We start from the raw sequence: 21,465 nt of genomic DNA on the forward strand, positions 1-21,465 counted from the left end.
TGATGAAGGTGATGATGGTGTGGTTATTGTTCCGGCACCACTAACTAAAGTCCATGTTCCGGTACCTGATGAAGGTGTATTCCCGGCAAGGGTTGCGGTTGTTCCACAAACACTCTGATTTGTACCGGCATTTGATGCTGTAGGTGCATCAATAACAGTTACTGTAACCGTTGAAGAAGAAGAAGCGCAGGGAGAATTGGCGATCGTCCACTGAAATACATTTGCTCCCGCACCTAATCCTGTAACTCCCGATGAAGGAGATGATGGTGTGGTTATTGTTCCGGCACCACTAACTAAAGTCCATGTTCCGGTACCTGATGAAGGTGTATTCCCGGCAAGGGTTGCCGTTGTTCCGCAAACACTTTGATTTGTACCGGCATTTGATGCTGTAGGTGCATCAACAACAGTTACTGTAACCGTTGAAGAAGAAGAAGCGCAGGGAGGATTTGCGATCGTCCACTGAAATACATTTGCTCCCGTACCTAAGCCCGTAACTCCCGATGAAGGTGATGATGGTGTGGTTATTGTTCCGGCACCACTAACTAAAGTCCATGTTCCGGTACCTGTTGTGGGGGTATTTCCGGCAAGAGTTGCCGTGGTTCCGCAAATACTTTGATTTGCTCCGGCATTAGAAGTGGTTGCACCACCGGTATTTGTTATTGTAACGGTTGATGATGAAGGAGCGCAAGGCGGATTTGAAATAGTCCATTGGAAAACATTTGCACCTAACGCTAGCCCGATCACGGTTGATGTTGGAGATGAAGGTGTGGTTATTGCTCCTGCCCCGCTTACCAATGTCCATGTTCCTGTTCCGGATGTAGGATTATTTCCTGCGAATGTAGCAGAAGTGCTGCACAAATTCTGATCTGCTCCTGCATTAGAAGTTGTTGGTGCGTCAACAACTGTTATAGTAACGGTCGAAGAAGAAGCAGTACAAGGAGAATTAGCGATCGTCCACTGAAATACATTTGCTCCCGCACCCAGCCCTGTAACTCCTGATGAAGGAGATGATGGTGTAGTTATTGTTCCGGTTCCGCTCACAAGCGTCCATGTTCCGGTACCTGTTGCAGGTGTATTTCCGGCAAGAGTGGCTGTTGCACCGCAAATAGTTTGATTTGAACCCGCACTGGATGTTGTAGGCGGGGCGATCACTGTAATAGTTACCTGTGATGAAGAAGCAGTACAAAAAGGATTAGAAATTGTCCACTGAAAAACATTAGGCCCCATACCCAACACTGTAACTCCGGAATTTGGCGATGACGGATTGGTGATCGTTCCTGTACCGCTTACCAATGTCCATTCCCCTATTCCTGCGGTGGCCGTATTTCCTGCAAGCGTGGCGGTTGTTCCGCAAACGCTTTGGTTGCTTCCTGCATTTGAAACGGTTGGAGTTACACATGCGGCATCGACCAGTGTCCAGTATTTAAAGAAAGTGGAAGCGGTAGCATTTACGGAAGAAACAACGTTTGTTCCTGTATTAATTGTTCCCGAAGGCACTGCGGTCCAATTACTGCCCGGGTTGTCCCAGTATTCCGCCTCCAAAGTGGCTTCAGTAATTGTATTTCCCACGGCCGACCATTCAGCATCAACATAACCAAAGCTTAACGTAACATCGGGTTTAACCGTATGGTTGGCATCAAGTACCCAAAAGCGGTCAATTACCTTGGGGGAATTATTCACAACAGGCGGGTTACTCATATTTGTAACCCCCGAAGGCATATACAAAACATTATCAAAAGTTGGCCCGTCATAAGTAGAAAAATCGATCCTGTTCGCAGCCCCTGCTGTTCCCGGGTTAGTTACTGTTGCTGTTACAGGGATCTCTGCGGCTTCACCATCTTCATAAAAGGGGACAGTATATGTTCCTGTAGCATTACTTATATTCCAGCGCACACGGTTTGTTTCCGACTCAGAAATAATTCTTCCTCCGGCATTCAGTTCCGTTATCGCGTTCGCATTGCTGTTGTCAATTACGAGGTAGGCACTGTTATTTATCACAATATATCCATCATTATTTATGACAAGCCTGGCCTGTGAAAAAGATAACAAGGAGATTGCAACAAGCAGAACAGAACATCCGGTACGCAGAAAAGAACCTGAAGGCGATCCTGTTTTTTTTATGGGCGATTTATCAGACATCATTCGGAAATTATATCATTTATTATATTTAATCAGATCAAAAAACGTCAGGGTATATTATTTCGATAATTGCACCGAAAAACTTTCCATCGCTCTTTTCAGATCGGCAATTTGCTTTTGTTGCGACTCTATCAGTGCCTGTTGCTCCTGAACCGCTTTCACCAATGGCACTACAAACTCCGAATAAGCAAGACTATAATTATCGGTTTCATTTTCGGCTTTATGGATTCCGTTGAAATCATATCCGGCCTCACGGGCAGCCTTTTCAACCTCCTGGGCTATGAAGCCGCTTTGACGAATTGAAGTAGACCTTGTGAAATCGCGTCCCTCAAAATGTTTACTACGCGCATCACCAGTCATACTCTTTGTAAGGAATTCTTCAAAAGTTTTGGTGTTGAAATTATAAACAACAGGACGCAACAGTTTAATGAACTCCAGCCCCTTTACCTCCTCGGTGATATTTTCTTTAAAACGTCCGTCGGAAACGGTATAGATCACAGGACCCTCAACCACAGTTACAGAAGTATTGCCAATGCGCACTTTATCACTGTCATTTACTATTGCGCCATTACCCAGAGCTGTAGCATTTATAAGAGCGGCAGTGGCTGCATCGGCTACATTTCCAAGAAAAGTATTATAGTTACCTGTTGAGTTTACAAATCCTGCCATATTTCCGATCGCTGAATTATTGCGCCCTGTTGTATTGCCATTAAGCACATTTGAACCAAGACCGGAATTATAAATTCCGCTTGTAGTATACCTGAGCGCATTTTTACCCACTGCAGTATTAAATGTGGCTGTCGATACGGTTGAATTAAGCGCCATGGCACCAACGGCGGTATTATAATCTCCGCAATTCAAAAGCAAAGCCTCAAATCCTACCGCCACATTTTCATCGCGTGCTGTAAGCCCATTCAGAGCTTCCCTGCCCACGGCAACATTCCGATCACCATTTTGGTTCGAAAACATTGAATAATAACCTACAGCCACATTGCTTAGACCTGAAGTTTGTGTATACAGTGAATTATATCCTAAAGCAGTATTATAATCCCCCGTAATATTAGAATACAATGTTCTATGCCCTACTCCTGTACATCCATCACAATTTGTACTGTTAAAACCGGAATTATGCCCGATAAATGTCGCTCCCCAGGTTGTTTGAGATTCCCCTGCACCTTCGCCAATAAGTATGTTGTTAGGGCCTGGTGTATCAAAAATTTCCAATTGTCCTTTTGTTGTTACTCTTAGTTTGACCGTATTATTTGTCCTGATATCCAAAGCCTGATTGTCAATTGTACCAAGAAAATTTGTTCCGCTTACAGTGCCGGTATTGCCAAGCACCTCCCACCCTGCCGATCCACCACCGGAGCCTGTACTGAATCTCACCCATGCGGTACCGTTCCAGTAATAATATCCGGGAGTAACATCGTTCACCGTTGCATTGTTGTAAACCATTAAGCTTGTTGCAATACCCGCGCCTATCGGTGCATTGGAAGTGGTCATAGTTAAATTCACACGGGGAATGAGCAGTCCCAAAGCGTCAGGACTGCCTAATGTACCCTTGCCAATTTCCAACAATGCGGAAGCATGAGGAGCGGCTCCTGTGGCATTAATGCCGATATTCTGCGCCGAAATTTTTTCTGTTGCTAAATAAAATGCAAGCATACATACTACTACTGTCTTATAAGATTTCATTTTAATTGGGTTTTAAACTTGTTAAGAAATGAAAGAACAATGACTAATTTGTTTTTATCTTAATTACCGTGCAAACATCGCCCGAAGGTAATGTTTAAGCAAACCATTATTATTTTATTATATCACACCTAATGACAACAGGTCATCGGAATGAAGATACTTTCCATTCAAACAATCAACACACACTTAACACAAATTAATCATAAAATATTGATTACCAAGTAATTAAAATAAAAATATAGCGCACATCATCTTTTGGTATTTCCCATTTTCAAATTACATATATCATGGCTAAATGGAGTATATGGGCATTTCTCGCCTTATCTTAAAAAACCGCATCTCCATAAATTTGATAAAAAATGTCCTTCATTATAAATTATTTTGATGAGAATCAAACAGTTTCAGACAGGTTGAAAAACATTTAAGCCATTTTCAATTTAATACATTAGTTTGCATTACAAACTATTTATAATATCAACTATATTTGTATTCCCGGAATTTGAACATGCCAGACTTAAACAAACTGTTCCCCGAATTGCCCATCGGAAGACGATTCGCTATTTTAACGAAGATGTATTTTGGCGCGTTAACTAAACGACTCGAACATCTTGAAATTGAGCGTCACTATTCTATTCTTTTATTGATCGAAAAAAGTCCGGGCAAATGCACGCAGCAGTATATTTCCAACATGCTTAAAATTGACAAAGCCTCAATGGTGAGGATCATTGATTACTTTGTAAAGAAAAAATATTTAAAACGTACCGTTAACCCAAACGATCGCAGAGAACATTGGATGGAACTAACTGGCAAAGCCCTGAAAATTATGCCTGAAATACATAAAGGCATAAGCGATATAAATAAATATGTAATAGCCGGCATTAGCCCGGAACAGATACGGAATTTCCATTCTACCATCGACAAAATTTTTGAGAATTTAAGCAAGGCTCCTTCCGATCGCATCATTGTTAATTATAAAAAAGCCAAAGTGCAAAATGACAAAACTTAAAACCCCATTGATCATTTTAACGGTCGTTATATTATTGGTGGTCATTAAAATTGCTTTTTTAAGTCCTCCCAAAAACCCTGCTGCTCAATTACAGGGCAAACGCAACAGCACACCTCCAAGTCCTGTTGCCATTTATGTGGCCGCTCCGCGTGAACTCAACAACAATGTATTTGTTACCGGCTCCGTTATTGCCAATGAAGAGGTTGTACTTGTGCCCGAAGTTTCCGGTAAATTGATCTCTCTTTCGATCGTTGAAGGCAGTGTGGTGAACAAAGGCGATTTGCTGGCCAAAATCAACGATGCCGACCTGCAGGCACAGCTGAAAAAACTTGAACTACAGGCAAAAATAGCGGATGAAAAAGTGAACCGCCAGAAACAGCTACTTTCCATCAGTGGCATCAGCCAGGAAGAATTTGACATTTCGCTGAACCTCTTGAATACAGCCAAAGCGGATATTGATTATACCAAAGCACTGATTGCAAAGACTGAATTACGGGCACCGTTCAGTGGCACTATCGGGTTAAAAAATGTAAGTGAAGGAAGCCTTGTTACACCAACAACACGTATCGCAGCCATACAGCAGCTTAACCAGGTCAAGATCGACTTTTCTATTCCCGAGAAATACGCTGATGCCATTACGCTCAATAGCACTATTCAGTTTACCATTACCGATAACAAGGAAATATTTATCGCAAAAGTATATGCAATTGAACCCAGGATTGATCAGGCTACACGAACCATACAATTGAGAGCATTGGCGGCAAACCCGACTGGCAAGTTATTCCCGGGCGCATTCGCAAAAATTCAATTACCTCTTAAAAAGATCAGCAATGCTATAATGATCCCTACCGAAGCTATTATTCCTGTATTGAAAGGCAAAAAAGTTTTTGTTTGTAAAAATGGAAAAGCACAGCAACTTAATGTTGAAACAGGCATCCGGACCGATTCACTTATCCAGGTAATAAACGGATTACAGGCAGGTGATTCAGTTATAACAACGGGTATAATGCAGTTGAAACAGGATAATTTGGTAAGAGTAGTGAGGAAATAGTTGTTAGTTGTTTGTTGTTGGTAACTGCAAACCCCACAACTGACAACTAACAACCGACAACAAAAAAATGAGTCTATCAACCACTAGTATAAATCGTCCGGTACTGGCCATAGTGATGTCCATTGTCATCATCCTGTTCGGCTATATCGGTTACACATTTTTAGGTGTCCGCGAGTATCCCTCTATTGATCCGCCTGTGATAACGGTTCGCACCTCCTATACCGGAGCAAATGCCGATGTTATTCAATCGCAGGTAACTGAACCACTTGAAAAAGCACTGAATGGTATTGAAGGGATCCGCTCCATTTCTTCATCAAGCAACCAGGGCAATAGCCAGATCGTTGTTGAATTTAATCTCGATGCCAACCTCGAAGCCGCCGCGAATGACGTACGTGATAAAGTATCTCAGGCAGTCCGACAACTCCCCCAGGATATTGACGCGCTGCCATCGGTAACCAAATCAGATGCCAATTCAGATGCCATACTCGCGTTGGTTGTCCAGTCCGAATCCAAGAATCAACTCCAGGTAAGTGATTACGCAGAAAATGTGATCGCGGAACGATTACAGACCATTCCGGGTGTAAGTACCGTGCAGATATGGGGACAAAAACGCTATGCCATGCGCTTATGGATGGACCCCGATAAATTATCATCGTACGGACTTACACCGCTTGATGTAAAACAAGCGCTTGACAGGGAAAATATTGAGTTGCCGTCGGGAAAAATAGCGGGCAATACAACTGAATTAACGATTAACACAGCCGGCAAATTCACCGATGAGCAAAGCTTTAATAACCTTATTATTAAAACAGCAAGTGACAAAGTAGTTAAACTGAATGACATCGGATATGCGCAACTTGGACCTGAAAATGAAGAAACCATTTTGCGGCAATCCGGAGTACCCATGATCGGCCTTGGACTTGTGCCTCAGCCGGGTGCCAACTATCTTGACATTTCCAAAGAATTTTACAAAAGAGTTGAGGCGATCAAAAAAGATATTCCAAAAGATTACCATCTGGATATCGCGCTGGACAATACAAAATTTATTGCCCAATCAGTAACAGAAGTGCGTGAAACGCTGTTCATTGCCATTGGATTGGTTATCCTGATCATTTATTTATTTTTTCGCGACTGGCTGATTGCCTTCCGCCCGCTCATTGATATTCCTGTTTCGCTGATCGGCGCATTCTTCATTATGTATATTATGGGTTTTTCCATTAATGTTCTCACACTGCTCGCTATTGTGCTCGCCACAGGTCTTGTTGTTGATGACGGTATTGTAGTGACTGAAAATATTTATAAGAAAATAGAACAGGGCATGAGTCCTTATAAGGCTGCGATAAAAGGGTCAAATGAAATATTTTTTGTTGTTATATCTACCTCTGTAACTCTGGCTGCTGTGTTTATGCCTGTTATTTTCCTGCAGGGATTCGTAGGTAGATTGTTCAGGGAGTTCGGAGTTGTACTTGCCGGCGCTGTACTTATTTCGGCATTTGTATCATTAAGCCTCACACCAATGCTTAACGCTTATATGGTCAGAAAAGACGTTCACAAAAAAAGCCGCTTTTACGAGATCACCGAACCATTTTTCCAACGTATGAATAACGGTTATGGAAATACATTAGCCAACTTTTTGAAAGTGAGATGGTGGGCTTATGTAATTATCGCTGCAGCTGTGGCATTGATATTTATTGTTGGAAATTTTATTCCATCCGAACTCGCTCCTTTGGAAGACAGAAGCTGGATGCGCATGTCAATAACTGCACCTGAGGGAGCTTCTTTTGAATACACAGACAAATTTATGAATAGGCTTTCCTCATTTGTCGGCGATTCGATTCCTGAGAAAAAGATATGCTTAACTGTTACCGCTCCCGGATTTTCGGGTTCAGGTGCCGTCAATACCGGCTTTGTGAGATTAAGATTATCTGACCTTAATGAACGCAAACGCAGCCAGCAGGATATTGCAAACTATGTGACAAAGATTACTAAACAATTTCCGGAGGCGAAAACATTTGTCATCCAGCAGCAAACCATTTCTTCCGGGGGATTCGGAGGCTTGCCGGTTCAATTCGTCCTGCAGGCTCCTAACTTTGAAAAGCTGAAAGAAAAACTTCCGGAATTTTTAGAAGAAGCGAATAAAAGTCCTGTTTTTAAAATTGTCGATTGCAACCTTAAATTCAACAAGCCTGAACTCAACCTGAAAATTGATCGTGACAGGGCAAAAAACCTGGGCGTATCAACAATCGATATCGCGCAAACACTTCAGTTGGCATTTAGCGCGCAGCGCTTCAGTTATTTCAACATGAACGGCAAACAATACCAGGTGATCGGCCAGTTCATGCGGAAGAACAGGGATGATCCGCATGACCTTCGATCTATTTATGTTCGCAATAACGCGGGCGCTCTGGTTCAATTGGATAATATTGTTAAACTGGTGGAAGAAAGTAACCCTCCTCAGCTTTATCATTACAACCGTTACCAGTCCGCCACAGTTTCGGCTGATCTTGCCCCGGGAAAAACGATTGGTGACGGAGTTAAAGAAATGCAAAAAATTGCCGATAAAATTCTCGACGAATCATTCTCAACCACACTCACAGGTGCCTCACGCGATTTCGCCGAAAGTTCTTCCAATATACTCTTCGCATTCATACTGGCCCTTGTACTTATTTACCTCGTACTTTCGGCGCAATTTGAAAGCTTCATCGATCCGTTAATAATCATGTTAACCGTTCCGCTTGCTTTAGCCGGAGCATTATTGTCGCTTTGGTATTTTAATCAAACACTCAACATTTTCAGCCAGATCGGGATCATAATGCTAATCGGTCTTGTCACTAAAAACGGCATCATGATCGTTGAGTTTGCCAATCAACTTAAAAAACAAGGCGTGAATACGAAGGAGGCAATTCAGAAAGCGGCCGAAGCACGGTTCCGTCCCATATTAATGACCAGCCTCGCGACAGTACTCGGTGCAATGCCAATAGCAATCGCTTTGGGTGCCGGTGCTAAAAGCCGCATGGGTATGGGAATTGTGGTTGTTGGCGGACTGACGTTCTCTCTCGTACTTACATTGTATGTGATACCCGCTATGTATTCATATTTGTCAAAAGAACAAAAAGCGAAATCAAATGCTTAAATGCCTCTCCCCTGCTCTCCCCAAAGGGGAGAGAGTTAAAAAACTGACATGGATCGAATATCCTTTGCTTCTTCTTTTCACATTTACTTCACTTCTCAATTGTTATGCACAGGAAAACCTTACATTGGACAATGCTATTGAGATTGCATTGAAAAATAATTATGCAATAGCTATCGCCAAAGCCACTACCAGCATTGCAGCAAATAATAACACGTATGGTAACGCCGGCTTTCTCCCGCAGGTATCACTTAATGCATCCGGCAGCTTAAGCTCGGTCAATACAAAACAGGAATACGCCAGCGGACTAAAAATCGACAGACAGGGGGTTTCATCCAACAATATAAATAGCGGGGTTAGTTTGAACTGGACGATCTTTGACGGATTTAGGATGTTCGCAACGAAAGAAAAGCTGAACGAATTACAGGCACAGGGCGAACTGAATTTAAAAATGGAGATTGAAAATAATCTTTCCGGAATTATTATAGCCTATTACAACATTGTCCGCCAGCAGCAGCTTATCAAGGCCATGTATGAATCGGTTAAAGTTTCGGAAGAACGGATCAGGATCGCGCAAAAAAAAACAGAGATAGGTTCTGCGTCAAAATTAGATCTGCTGCAGGCAAAAGTCGACCTGAACACCCAGCGATCGGCCATATTGAAATTAAAAACAGACCTCAGCAATGCTAAAGCCTCTTTAAATCTATTGCTCGCTCGCAGCAATGAAGCCGACTTCATAGTTGCCGACAGCATACCACTAAACTTTAAAGTTTCATACAACGATCTGAAAACAAGTGTACCCAAACTAAATGATTCATTATTATATGCACAAAAAAACATTCTGATATCACAGAAAGTATTGAAAGAAGTAAATGCGCTTCGCCTTCCTCAGATCGGCATTAATACAACTTACAACTTCAGCAAAACAAATAACCAGGTGGGCTTCGCGTTGATCAATCAAAATCTCGGATGGAACGGAGGGCTCTCCATTTACTGGAATTTATTCAATGCCTTTAAAACAAATATCCTTTACCGGAACGCGCAGCAACAAACAATGATCACAAAGTACCAATTTGATCAAACTCAAAAACAGGTTGAGACTTCTTTGCTGAAAGCCTGGAATAATTATCAAAACTCGCTTGAAGCGCTTCTGCTGGAAGAAGAGAACAGCGCGGTGGCTAAAGAAAATCTTGCGGTAGCGCTTGAACGATTTCGTATCGGCAATGCGACCAATGTAGATATGAACCTTGCCCAAAAAAGTTTTGAAGACGCGGCAAGCCGGAGATTAAGTGCGCGTTATGACGCGAAAGTTGCCGAAACTACGCTGATGAAACTCAACGGGGAGTTGGTTAAATAAATCTCAACCCTAAACAAAGGGACGCATAAGATCATACATTCTTGTTAAAAACTATCGGGAAGAAATTTACCCTAAATATGCCCTGACTCAATTGCACGAACAATATGTTCTATCGTTTTGTCAGCACCTTCGGGATCATAGCGGTCTTTAAGGTCAGTACCGACAACCAGCGCAACCGATTGCCACATAAACGCATTCCATGAACCTTTAAATTGCCTGATCAGATGATGTGAACTCGTCCCGGTTTCACGATCAATAAGTTTTATGAGTACCTGGGCCTGGTTAACTGTGTTGTTACGGATCACCTTTTCAAATTGCTCTTTCAACTCATGTTCCGCTTTTTTCATGAACTCCTTTTTCTCGTGTCTGCTCATATCCGCCATTTGATGATCATATTGTTTCACTTTTGCTCCTATTAATATGGCATATGGATATACCCTGCGCACATCACGTACAAGTAAACGGTATTTTTTCGCATCCTCTTCACTCGCAAATATCATTTGCGCCACCACAACAGCCTCTTTCAGCATAATAAAAGGAACTGTATCGCCATTAACCACAGTCGCTCTTACCACGAAACCCTTCATGTGTGAATTATCATTATTACCCGATAACACCTGTGAATAGCACGCTGTGAAAATCAAACTAAATAATATGACAATTATATGTTTCATTACTGTTCAATTAATCAACAATTATGCCTCTTTAGGCTAATAAGTTAAACGAAAACAGGACTGGTGATGTTACATAAAGTAACTAACAAACCACGGTGAATTAAAAATTGCAATTTATAAATACCTGACAGTCAATATATAATGAGTGCATATAGATATAATAGCAGTACCCGAATTTCCATTTAGTTTTACAGCTTTTTCAGACCCCATGATACGGGCGGCAATAATGGCAGCTACTTCAGCCTCTTCTTCATTTTCATACTTCAGCATTTCGGGGGTAAAATGGTGATTTATAAAATGTGTATCAAAATCACCTGAAACAAAGGCGCTATGCTTTAACACAAATTTGCAAAAACCGAGGGTAGTTTCTACTCCGATAATTTTATAGTCATCAATAGCCCGTACCATACGATCGATGGCTTCTTCTCTATCCTTACCATGTGTAATAAGTTTAGCGATCATAGGGTCATAATAGATCGGTATATCCATACCTTCCTCAAAGCCATCGTCAACCCGCACACCCGGGCCTTTAGGAGCCTGGTAGGTAAGCAGCTTACCAATGTCAGGCAAAAAATTATTTGTGGGATCTTCAGCATAAACGCGTACTTCAACAGAATGCCCGTTTATTTTCAGGTCTTCCTGTTTAAAGCTCAGCTTCTCTCCTCTCGCCACTTTAATTTGCTCTTTCACCAGGTCAATACCCGTTATCATCTCCGTTACAGGGTGTTCCACCTGCAAACGCGTATTCATTTCCAGAAAATAAAAATTTCTTTTTTCATCCACCAAAAATTCAACAGTTCCTGCACCTACGTAGTTACAAGCCTTTCCGACATTGACCGCGCATTCGCCCATACGTTTACGCAATTCCGGTGTAAGAACAGATGATGGGGCTTCCTCAATTACCTTCTGGTGTCTGCGCTGGATAGAACATTCGCGCTCGAACAAATAAACAATATTGCCATGTGTGTCACCCAATATCTGCACCTCAATATGGCGCGGACCCGAAACGTATTTTTCAATGAATACCGAGCCATCCCCAAAAGCCGATCTGGCCTCGCTGATAGCGAGTTTCATCTGCTCCTCAAGTTCTTCGATCTTCTCAACAATACGCATCCCCTTTCCGCCCCCTCCTGCACTTGCTTTGATCAACAGAGGGAAACCTGTTTCCTTTGCTATTCTTTTGCCTTCCGCCACATCGTCAATAGCGCCTGCCGAACCCGGAACCATTGGGATATTATATTTTTTAGCCGCCGCTTTTGCCGATAATTTATCACCCATCATGTCCATCGCCTCCGGCGAAGGTCCGATAAATATAATCCCTGCTTTTTTTACTTTTTGAGCAAATTGAGCATTTTCAGAGAGAAAACCATACCCCGGGTGAATACCATCAACCTTTAATTCCTTACCTGCTTTTATGATCTTATCCCCATCGAGATATGAGGCGGAAGAAGGTGGAGGTCCGATGCAAACCGCCTCATCGGCGTAACGCACAAAGGGCGCATTCCGATCGGCCTCAGAATATATAGCGACCGTTTTTATACCCATTTCACGACAGGAACGCATAACACGCAATGCTATTTCACCACGATTAGCGACTAATATTTTGTCCATAAGCGATTATTCTTCTAATTTTAAGAATCTTTATTACCATGCAAACTAATTTGGACGACAATTAACCCTTAAAACTATTTTAAAAGATTAGGTTTTACTTTATTAAGTGTCGCTTAAGCTTCGTAGTACTAAGTAAATGTATTAATTATTAGCGGATTGGAATAATGGGTGTATGACAAATTCGCTAAGGTACCCTTCGACAGGCTCAGGGTACCTTAAGGTTCGTTGAGCTGTCAAAACGAACGAGGAATAATTAAAGAAAAAGCATTCAGGGGTTTAGATTTTTAGGCCAATAACTCCGGATGAATAAACTTAAACAATCCCGGATCCTTAATAAAACTGTGATTTTTTTATGATCAAAAAAATTACCCTTTTAATTATCGGTTTTATGCTTTGGCTCAATAGTTCCGCTCAATCCAATGCCTTTCCCTTCCCCCTCGATTCACTCGAACGCCTGCTTGTAAAAGGAATGAACAACATGCGCAGGGAACTCGGGTACGATACACTTGAAAGTAACGCCATTCTTAAATGCGCTACAGAGTTGCAAGCCTACCACATGAGTAAAAGCGCAAAGGCTGAAACCTGGTGTGAAAAAAGCAAATACGAAAATACAGGTAAGCGTCTTGTGGCCTGTGGTGGAGCGCATAATGGGGAGGAAATTGTTTTTGGAGTATCCGTTACCAAAGGAAAAGATTACCTGTTTGCAAAAGAAGTTGCCGCAACTGTTATAAAAAAATGGAAAGAATCGAAAAAAGAGAGACCGGTAATAACCAATGGGAATCACACACTTTATGCAATTACAGTGAAATTGGAGGAGAAAGGAAAAACCGCCTTTATTTCCGTTGTTTTTTCGAATTATACTTTAATGAATGACGGCGTTAAGAAAAGGAAAGAACTGTCCGTTCCATTCACATCCAAAAACAAAAAGATAAAGCCCCCTACCCCTCAGGCATGCAAAAATTGTGATAAATTCAAAGATTACGACAGCCTTCGAGCAGGCTTATACATTAATGAAGAAGGATATATTTGCATAAAATATTATGACAAAAATGCCCTGAAAAAAATATTCAAACGGCCCACCGATGGCATTGCTGTTGATATTATCCAGCGCGCGCAATATGAAAAACCGGAGTATAATATTTACAATAATAATTTATTGACCAAAGGAACACTGATAAAGCCAATCTCCGGAGAACGTCTTTTCAGAAACAACATTGCCCGATACAAAGTGGTTTCAAAAGGCAAGAAAGCAAAAACAGAAGAAACGTTTAATTCACGCATCGGCAAGTTCCCTAAAAAAATCAAAGGTGAATTTGAGATGAACCTTATTATTTTGCAGGACGGGCAAGTATGCAAAACCATTAAACCGAGGTATGTTGAAACAGGAAGTCAGAAAGGAGCTCCTTGTGAGATGCTGCTTATGCCCGACAGCTCGGCCTACCTCAAACCCATGTTTGAACCAAAATCGGAAAGCGGGTTACTTAATTTCAGAGTGCCGTTTGAAAAAAATAAATACGATTACAAAGAAGAAGATATCAAACCATTGCTTGATTCATTACAGGAACCCGATTTTACAATTGAAGGCATTTATGTAACCGCCTACTCATCCATTGAAGGCGATTCAGCTGCAAACGCGCAGCTTCAGAAAAATCGTGCAAATGGGATTATTGAAGCGCTGAATAAAACTCAAAAAGAAGGTGAGATACTTACGAATATTATTACCCGCGACTCGTGGCTGCTATTTACCATGGAAATGGAAGACGGAAAATATGACTATCTCACCAAAATGTCAAAACATAAAGCTATCCATGAAATAAATACGAAACCAGGTCTTGCTGAAGAACTTGAGCCATTCCTTGCGAAAGAACGCTTTGCCGAATTAATACTTGACGTAACGTATGATATTGCCGGCCCGAAAGAAGAGCGTTTTTGCATCTCCAAATTTAACAGCGCTGTAAAAAGGGGCGACATAAAGCAAGCCGCCAAGATCCAATACTATATTGAAAAGAATATTGACAACAACCGCTTTTCGTCCGAAACTCTCGACAAACTTATTGTTCCGGAAGAACCATCATTCGCGGGATTATATATGAATGCCTTGGTTTACGATTATTTCAGGAACAAACACAAAGTGACGGAAGATCATTTGACCCGGTTAAAAGAATTAGCGAGCATTGACCCGAACAACAGTTACATCAGGTACAACTATTTGTTCTGTAAAATGCAACTGGAACCGCTTGACGATAATACAAAGGTATCCAAACTGCAGGCCGAGATCGATATGCTGTACCAGGAAAAAGACTTCCCAAAACGATATACAGATGCACTGAACACTGAATTCCAGTTTGAAATTATGGCCGCGATGGATACCATTGAAGGTTCTGAAACAACTGTTCAAAATTGTATAAATAAAATAAAATCATTTTACAGTTTCAAAAAAGCGACCTGGCAGAATTCCCTTAAACTTGCATATACATTTATGAAACATAAAGAGTTCAACTATTCTGCCGACTTACTTGAGCCATTTATTCATCAGCCGGATGTAAACGAGGAAGTTTTATTTACATTTATATCTGCCTGCTCAAATGTACAGGAGCGGCTTGTATCAAGATTATTTGTTGATGCATTGCGTAAAGCCCATGAAATTAATTCTACCCGGTATTGTAACTTATTCGGAGAACCAAATATGAGTTTCCAGGTACTGGATGTTCCACAAGTGAAGGAGGATTATATGAATTATAAATGTAAAGAATAGAGTTTATATCGATTAAAGTTTTTTGGTGGGCTTTCGTGTTTTGGTGCTTTCGTGGCAATTGGAATTTAGCCACCAAAGCACAAAAGCTCCAAATTTTTACGAAATATTTTTTGAAAATTGCATGTAATAATCTTATTCGATATAATCTCTAATGAAAGGAATATCAGTTGTTGGTTGTTCGTTGCCAGTTGAGGCCACAAACCAACAATTAATAACTAACAACAAACAACCAACAAATCTTGCAACAACACCTTACCCACCCCATATTTAAAATTGTTTCAGAGAGTGCCGCGGAACTGAATATCCCAGCCTATGTGATTGGCGGCTGGGTGCGCGATATTATTTTAAACCGTCCGTGTAAAGATATAGATATCGTTGCCATAGGCAGCGGTATTGAATTAGCTGAACATGTGGTAAAAAAACTGGGAAACAAACACCAGGTTCACGTTTTCAAAAATTTTGGCACTGCACAGATCAAATATGAAGACTATGACATAGAATTTGTTGGAGCACGAAAAGAAAGTTACAATAGTGAATCACGCAAACCGGCTGTGGAGAACGGTACACTTGAAGATGATCAGAACCGGAGGGACTTTACCATTAATGCACTGGCACTTTCTTTAAGCAAAAGCAATTATGGTGAATTGCTTGATCCATTTGACGGCACCGGCGATATTAAAAAGAAGATCATCCGCACCCCTCTTGATCCGGATATTACTTATTCCGACGACCCGCTGCGTATGATGCGCGCCATACGATTTTCGACACAGCTTGACTTTCAAATTGAAGCCGGATCGCTGGAAGCCATTTCACGCAATAAGGAAAGAATAAAAATAGTTTCGAAAGAACGGATCAGTGACGAACTCAATAAGATCATTCTCGCCCCAAAACCGTCTGCCGGATTTAAATTACTCTTCAATACAGGTCTGCTGCATATCATTTTCCCGAAATTTGTCCTGCTGCAGGGTGTTGAAACAATAAACGGGAAATCTCACAAGGATAATTTTTACCATACCCTTGAAGTGCTTGACAACATCTGCAAAAAAACAGATGACCTTTGGCTGCGCTGGGCCGCAATATTACATGATATTGCCAAACCTCAAACCAAACGGTTTGAACCCGAACACGGATGGACGTTCCACGGACATGAAGACAAAGGCTCACGCATGGTTCCCAAAATTTTTACCGAACTGAAGCTCCCGCTCAACGAAAAAATGAAATACGTACAAAAGCTTGTACAACTTCACCTCCGGCCAATAGTTCTGTCCAGGAATGAAATAACCGACTCCGCGGTACGAAGACTTCTGTTTGAAGCGGGAGATGATATTGACGACCTGATGATACTTTGCGAAGCGGATATTACGTCTAAAAATCCGATGAAAGTTCAACGCTATCTGAAGAATTTTGAACTGGTAAGGGAAAAGCTGAAAGATATTGAGGAAAAAGACCGTGTCCGTAACTGGCAGCCGCCTATAAGCGGCGAAGATATTATGAAAACATTTAACATACCTGCCAGCCGTGAAGTAGGAGTTATTAAATTAGCCATTCGTGAAGCTATACTTGATGGACACATTAAAAATGAATATGAACAAGCTTACGAGTTTATGATAAAAAAGGGGAAAGAAATGGGACTTAAAGTATCAACGAATAGCAAATAAAGAATGAATAAACAAATATTTAACCTTAGGGGAACTGTTTAGAATTCATTCTTTATTCGTCAATAGAGACTAACCGAATAAGAATATTATATGAAATTTTCAGAAAAATATTTGGTGGATATTTTGAGCTTTCGTGCTTTGGTGGCGAAAACCCATTTGCCACTAAAGCACCAAAACACAAAAGCTCACCAAAATCCTTATTCGATATAAACTCTAATGTATCTTTTTATTTTATCAAAATATTTTTAATTTTAATGCAAACCTTTAATTATGGCTATTTATCGTTTCAAAGTAAAATTTGAAGATCACGAAGAAGTATTTCGTGTTATTGAGATACGTACAACACAAACCTTTAAAGATTTTCACAACGCAATACAACAGGCCATTGGTTTCGACAATTCCAAGAATGCCTCCTTTTACATGAGTGATGATTTTTGGAGAAAAGGAACGGAGATCACACTTAAAGATGAGACGGAGGAGGATGTCGATTTGAAACGCAAACCCAAGCGCCTGATGCATAAATCGAAGATGGCCGAATTTATTGAGGATCCCCATCAAAAAATCCTTTACCTTTTTGATTTCGATGCCCAGTGGAGTTTTACAATAGAGCTCATAAAGATCATTGTTGACGAAGATGTTATAGCCAGCTATCCCCGCTGTATAAACAGTGCAGGTATTGCACCCAGGCAATATAAACCTACTACCCTTCCTCCCGTGGCTGAGGATGACGATGATGAACCGGGCGATCTTGTTGAGAAAATTTTTCATCATGAAGAAGGACTTGATGATGAGGATGAGGACGAAGAAGGCAAACTACCGGACGGTGACGAAGAGGAAACAGAAGAAGATGGGGCCGGGCACGAAGAAGCCGAAGAAGAACTTTAATGCATCAGAAAAAATTCCTGCTTGTTATTGCCGGGCCAACAGCCATTGGTAAAACGTCTCTGGCTATCCGACTTGCAAAATTATTCCAAACCGAAATAATTTCCGCCGACTCACGGCAGTTCTTCAGGGAGATGAATATCGGAACAGCAAAACCATCTGACAAAGAACTGGCTGAAATAAAACATCATTTCATCAATACTATTTCTGTTACCGATGATTACGATGCCGGTCAATATGAACATCAAGCCTCTGAACTGATCAATGAATTGTTTAAAAAGCATGCTCTTGTTATTCTGGCCGGTGGATCAGGCATGTATATCAACGCGGTTTGCAATGGTTTTGATGACATTCCGGAAGTGAACGAAAATATACGGGAACCGCTTAATACGACCTATAAAAAAGAAGGAATCATTCCCCTGCAAGAGCAATTAAGCAAACTTGACCCCGGATATTATAACACAATTGACCTGAACAACCCGCAACGCCTCATCCGTGCACTTGAGATCTGCTTATCGACCGGCCTGCCCTACTCTTCATTTCGCAAAGGAAAAGGGAAGCCAAGAGATTACAGCATTATCAAAATCGGGTTGAACACCGACCGTGAACAATTATATAAACGGATCAATCAACGTGTTGACGAAATGATCGAAGCGGGATTGATCGATGAGGTAAAAAATCTGACAAAATACAAACACCTCAATGCTTTACAAACCGTTGGATACAAAGAACTGTTCAATCATCTGGATGGTGAACAAAGTTTGGAAAAAGCGATAGAGCAAATCAAACAAAACACCCGGAATTTTGCAAAGCGGCAATTAACCTGGTTCAGAAAAGATGGATCGATCAAATGGTTTGAACCTGCCGACACAAATGCGATCATTGATTATGTGGCCTATCAAATTTCTGAAACAAAAGCTGGTACCTGTTAAAAGATCGGTCTTACCTTTGCATACATATGCTCAGCCTGTTAAGTGAATACAGAAAAATACCCCGGCACATTTTTTATGTGATCGTGGCCGAATTTTTTGTACAGCTGGTCAACTCATCCTTCCTCGCCATTCAACCTCTATTCATGCAGAACAACGGCTATACCGACGCGCAAAGCGCGGGGTACATAGGGTACCGCTTTTTAGGTGTATTGGTGCTGGCCCTTCCGCTTGGTTTTTATATCAGGAACAAAAAGATCAAGAATCTCTTTTACCTGGCCGGCTTTGGAGTGCCTTTATTCGCGATGGCTATTGTGTATGCCACCGCATACCATATTGACTGGATGGTATATTCATCACAGCTTTTGTGGGGAGCTTCATTTACATTTATACAGATACCCATACTGCCCTTTATTTTTCGCACTTCACCAAAGGAAACACATATAGCTTCAATTACACTGAGCTATTCAACCTGGAGTTTTGCAAGTATATGCGGAGGATTGCTAATAGGACTGCTGAATCATTATGACAATAAATTATTTAACGAAGAATATTTGCTCATTTTAATGTCCGCGATCGGATTAGCAGGTATTTTTTTTATTGCACGAATGGTTGTGAAAGAAGAACTACCTGAACAAACAGCGGCTAAACTCAACTTCGCAGATCACGATTGGGGCCGTATAGCCAAAGTGCTTGGACCCACTTTTCTTATCGCTATAGGTGCCGGCTTTACGATTCCCTTCCTCAATTTGTTTTTTGTGAATGTTCATAATATGACCACATCTGAATATTCATTCATTTACTCCTTAAGCGCCATCTTAGTGGCATTCGGTTCAATGTCCGTACCATTTATCAAAAAACGCTGGGGATATCATAAAGCGGTTCCCTTTACACAAAGCATGGCTATTGTAGCTCTTGTAGCAATGTCCACAACCCAATACTATAACCATCTTGGAATTGCAGTTTACATTGCTGTTATATTCTTTCTGTTACGCCAGCCTTTAATGAATATGGCCGGACCGATGACAACCGATGTTGTTATGGGCTACGCGGGTCCAAAGAACCGTGAAATGGTGAGCGCCCTAACCATGGCAATATGGAGCGGAAGCTGGTTCGTAAGTTCACGCATATTTGAAGTACTGCGTGAACTAAACTTTACTTATGTGAGTATTTTTTTAATTACAGCCTCGCTGTATGTTGTGGGTGTTGCCTGGTATTATATCCTTGTGAAGGAACACCAGAGAATGAAAGAAATATAAATCTGGTATATCCAAATTCATTACTTTAGTAAAACATTTCGAATTTGCTTAAGCAAATAGATACACAATAACGATTAGAGCTTCCTTCAATAAGAAATGGATATTATTAAAAACCGGAATTGCTCAAAGAATGAAACATAAATATTATTGCCAAAACAGAAAGAGACCAGGTTTACTCCTTTTCTTATCAACACTCTTTTCTTTGTTTAGTTTTGAATTGTCCGCGCAAGGCTGCAGCGATGCCGGGGTATGCTCTATCGGCTCATTGGGGTTAGTGCAATTTAAATATGAGCCTCTTGCCCATGATGAACTTAAATTAATACAAATTCCTGATGAAGATACAACCCTTGACACTATTAACCTCTCGAAACAGGGATTGAAATTTACTTCAAAAAAAATTCAGAAGGATTCTGTTTTACAAAAAAAATCACAAGTCGCAACTAAATCTTTTCAAACCGATTCTATAAAGGCAAAGCCCGCTTATACTTCAAATTACTATCAACAATTTCCCAAGTATTTCTTTCAATATACAACATCTTATGGCGTGGGAGATAATGCCACCAGCATATTAACAAATCAACTTGAAGCGAATGCAGGTTTTTTCAAGCATAAACTTTTTACCCAAATAAAGCTTCCATTTGTTTTCATTAATGGAAAACTGGGTAGCGTTAGTGGCCCAGGGGACATAACTGCAAGTGTAAGTTTTCTCGTCTATAATAATTTAATTTCCAATTTAAGTTTAGTAGGAGGAATTAAATTCCCTTTAAATAATTCTAATTTTTCAAAAAATAATCTACCCCTTCCAATGGTATATCAAACAAGTCTTGGAACAACTGATGCTCTCATAGGAGCTAAATATTCATTTAAAAAATGGGAGTTAACCTTTGGATATCAACACTCATTTAATGCCAATAAGAACGAGTATTTGCACCTTCCATTAATAATTAACAACAGTAATTACAATGATTATTTCGAATCTAACAAACTGAAACGAGCCGATGACGGAATAGTAAGAGTTAACCGAAAATTTTTAGTTAAAAAATTAAATTTGAATGCAGGCTTACTGCTTATTTATCACATGGCAAACGATAATATAATAAATGCAAAAGGGGAAGAAGATCAGGCAGTGGGGTCGAAAGGATTAACTTTAAATCTGAATTTTTCCGGAATAATTCCTGTTTCAAAAAAAATTGATCTCGTATTTATCTTCGCCAATCCGGTTATTGTCAGGAAATCCAGACCGGATGGACTAACCCGTGTATTTGTTTTAATTGCTGGAATAAAATATAATTTATTTTAATAGGGCAATGGATCAGCTG

14 protein-coding genes are annotated in these 21,465 nt (G+C 40.8%); 10 read left to right on the plus strand and 4 right to left on the minus strand.

The features are described from left to right. Both HYU69_05260 and HYU69_05265 read right to left on the minus strand, forming a co-directional pair. Window positions 1–2,142 (minus strand): hypothetical protein (locus HYU69_05260; GenBank protein MBI2269750.1); only part of this gene is annotated, 2,142 nt, incomplete at its 3' end. A 54-nt stretch (window positions 2,143–2,196) separates the two neighbouring features. Next, on the minus strand, window positions 2,197–3,834 hold the full coding sequence (locus tag HYU69_05265; protein MBI2269751.1) for a tail fiber domain-containing protein: 1,638 nt from the start codon (window positions 3,832–3,834) through the stop codon (window positions 2,197–2,199). A gap of 505 nt (window positions 3,835–4,339) precedes the next feature. Here HYU69_05265 and HYU69_05270 point away from each other — a divergent pair. From HYU69_05270 to HYU69_05285, 4 genes are all read left to right on the plus strand, one after another. Next, on the plus strand, window positions 4,340–4,840 hold the full coding sequence (locus HYU69_05270; GenBank protein MBI2269752.1) for a winged helix-turn-helix transcriptional regulator: 501 nt from the start codon (window positions 4,340–4,342) through the stop codon (window positions 4,838–4,840). Next, window positions 4,827–5,891 carry an efflux RND transporter periplasmic adaptor subunit gene (locus HYU69_05275; GenBank protein ID MBI2269753.1) on the plus strand — a complete coding sequence of 355 codons (1,065 nt, stop codon included), beginning with the start codon at window positions 4,827–4,829 and terminating at the stop codon, window positions 5,889–5,891. The genes HYU69_05270 and HYU69_05275 overlap by 14 nt, the downstream gene beginning before the upstream one ends. Before the next feature lie 67 nt (window positions 5,892–5,958). Then, complete coding sequence (locus tag HYU69_05280; protein ID MBI2269754.1) at window positions 5,959–9,024, plus strand: efflux RND transporter permease subunit; 3,066 nt, start codon at window positions 5,959–5,961, stop codon at window positions 9,022–9,024. Beyond that, window positions 9,017–10,378 (plus strand): TolC family protein, encoded by a 1,362-nt coding sequence (locus HYU69_05285; protein MBI2269755.1) that lies wholly within the window; start codon window positions 9,017–9,019, stop codon window positions 10,376–10,378. Before HYU69_05280 ends, HYU69_05285 begins: the two co-directional genes overlap by 8 nt. 71 nt (window positions 10,379–10,449) lie before the next feature. Here HYU69_05285 and HYU69_05290 read toward each other — a convergent pair whose 3' ends face one another. Then, window positions 10,450–11,052, minus strand: a complete 603-nt coding sequence (locus tag HYU69_05290) for a DUF4294 domain-containing protein (GenBank protein ID MBI2269756.1) — start codon at window positions 11,050–11,052, stop codon at window positions 10,450–10,452. 114 nt (window positions 11,053–11,166) lie between these two features. Then, window positions 11,167–12,663, minus strand: a complete 1,497-nt coding sequence (gene accC / locus HYU69_05295) for an acetyl-CoA carboxylase biotin carboxylase subunit (protein MBI2269757.1) — start codon at window positions 12,661–12,663, stop codon at window positions 11,167–11,169. A 352-nt stretch (window positions 12,664–13,015) separates the two neighbouring features. Here accC and HYU69_05300 point away from each other — a divergent pair, with 352 nt between their 5' ends. From HYU69_05300 to HYU69_05325, 6 genes are all read left to right on the plus strand, one after another. Next, the gene (locus HYU69_05300; protein MBI2269758.1) at window positions 13,016–15,418 is read left to right on the plus strand and encodes a hypothetical protein; all 2,403 of its coding nucleotides are present in this window, start codon (window positions 13,016–13,018) and stop codon (window positions 15,416–15,418) included. Between the two features lie 239 nt (window positions 15,419–15,657). Continuing rightward, window positions 15,658–17,076 carry an HD domain-containing protein gene (locus HYU69_05305; protein MBI2269759.1) on the plus strand — a complete coding sequence of 473 codons (1,419 nt, stop codon included), beginning with the start codon at window positions 15,658–15,660 and terminating at the stop codon, window positions 17,074–17,076. Between the two features lie 270 nt (window positions 17,077–17,346). Next, window positions 17,347–17,961 carry a hypothetical protein gene (locus HYU69_05310; GenBank protein ID MBI2269760.1) on the plus strand — a complete coding sequence of 205 codons (615 nt, stop codon included), beginning with the start codon at window positions 17,347–17,349 and terminating at the stop codon, window positions 17,959–17,961. After that, window positions 17,961–18,890: a tRNA (adenosine(37)-N6)-dimethylallyltransferase MiaA gene (gene miaA, locus HYU69_05315; protein ID MBI2269761.1), complete on the plus strand. Its 930-nt coding sequence runs from the start codon at window positions 17,961–17,963 to the stop codon at window positions 18,888–18,890. The genes HYU69_05310 and miaA overlap by 1 nt, the downstream gene beginning before the upstream one ends. Before the next feature lie 26 nt (window positions 18,891–18,916). Continuing rightward, the gene (locus HYU69_05320) at window positions 18,917–20,146 is read left to right on the plus strand and encodes an MFS transporter (GenBank protein MBI2269762.1); all 1,230 of its coding nucleotides are present in this window, start codon (window positions 18,917–18,919) and stop codon (window positions 20,144–20,146) included. A gap of 202 nt (window positions 20,147–20,348) precedes the next feature. Continuing rightward, complete coding sequence (locus tag HYU69_05325) at window positions 20,349–21,446, plus strand: hypothetical protein (protein MBI2269763.1); 1,098 nt, start codon at window positions 20,349–20,351, stop codon at window positions 21,444–21,446. Window positions 21,447–21,465 lie beyond the last annotated feature (19 nt).

It is taken from the genome of Bacteroidota bacterium, assembly GCA_016183775.1.
GTDB lineage: Bacteria > Bacteroidota > Bacteroidia > JABDFU01 > JABDFU01 > JABDFU01.

What these genes read in the sequence shown, in the direction of transcription:
- HYU69_05265 (MBI2269751.1), bottom strand. Translation starts at nt 3,834, where the DNA reads ATGAAATCTTATAAGACAGTAGTAGTATGTATGCTTGCATTTTATTTA.
- HYU69_05270 (MBI2269752.1), top strand. Translation starts at nt 4,340, where the DNA reads ATGCCAGACTTAAACAAACTGTTCCCCGAATTGCCCATCGGAAGACGA.
- HYU69_05275 (MBI2269753.1), top strand. Translation starts at nt 4,827, where the DNA reads ATGACAAAACTTAAAACCCCATTGATCATTTTAACGGTCGTTATATTA.
- HYU69_05280 (MBI2269754.1), top strand. Translation starts at nt 5,959, where the DNA reads ATGAGTCTATCAACCACTAGTATAAATCGTCCGGTACTGGCCATAGTG.
- HYU69_05285 (MBI2269755.1), top strand. Translation starts at nt 9,017, where the DNA reads ATGCTTAAATGCCTCTCCCCTGCTCTCCCCAAAGGGGAGAGAGTTAAA.
- HYU69_05290 (MBI2269756.1), bottom strand. Translation starts at nt 11,052, where the DNA reads ATGAAACATATAATTGTCATATTATTTAGTTTGATTTTCACAGCGTGC.
- accC (MBI2269757.1), bottom strand. Translation starts at nt 12,663, where the DNA reads ATGGACAAAATATTAGTCGCTAATCGTGGTGAAATAGCATTGCGTGTT.
- HYU69_05300 (MBI2269758.1), top strand. Translation starts at nt 13,016, where the DNA reads ATGATCAAAAAAATTACCCTTTTAATTATCGGTTTTATGCTTTGGCTC.
- HYU69_05310 (MBI2269760.1), top strand. Translation starts at nt 17,347, where the DNA reads ATGGCTATTTATCGTTTCAAAGTAAAATTTGAAGATCACGAAGAAGTA.
- miaA (MBI2269761.1), top strand. Translation starts at nt 17,961, where the DNA reads ATGCATCAGAAAAAATTCCTGCTTGTTATTGCCGGGCCAACAGCCATT.
- HYU69_05320 (MBI2269762.1), top strand. Translation starts at nt 18,917, where the DNA reads ATGCTCAGCCTGTTAAGTGAATACAGAAAAATACCCCGGCACATTTTT.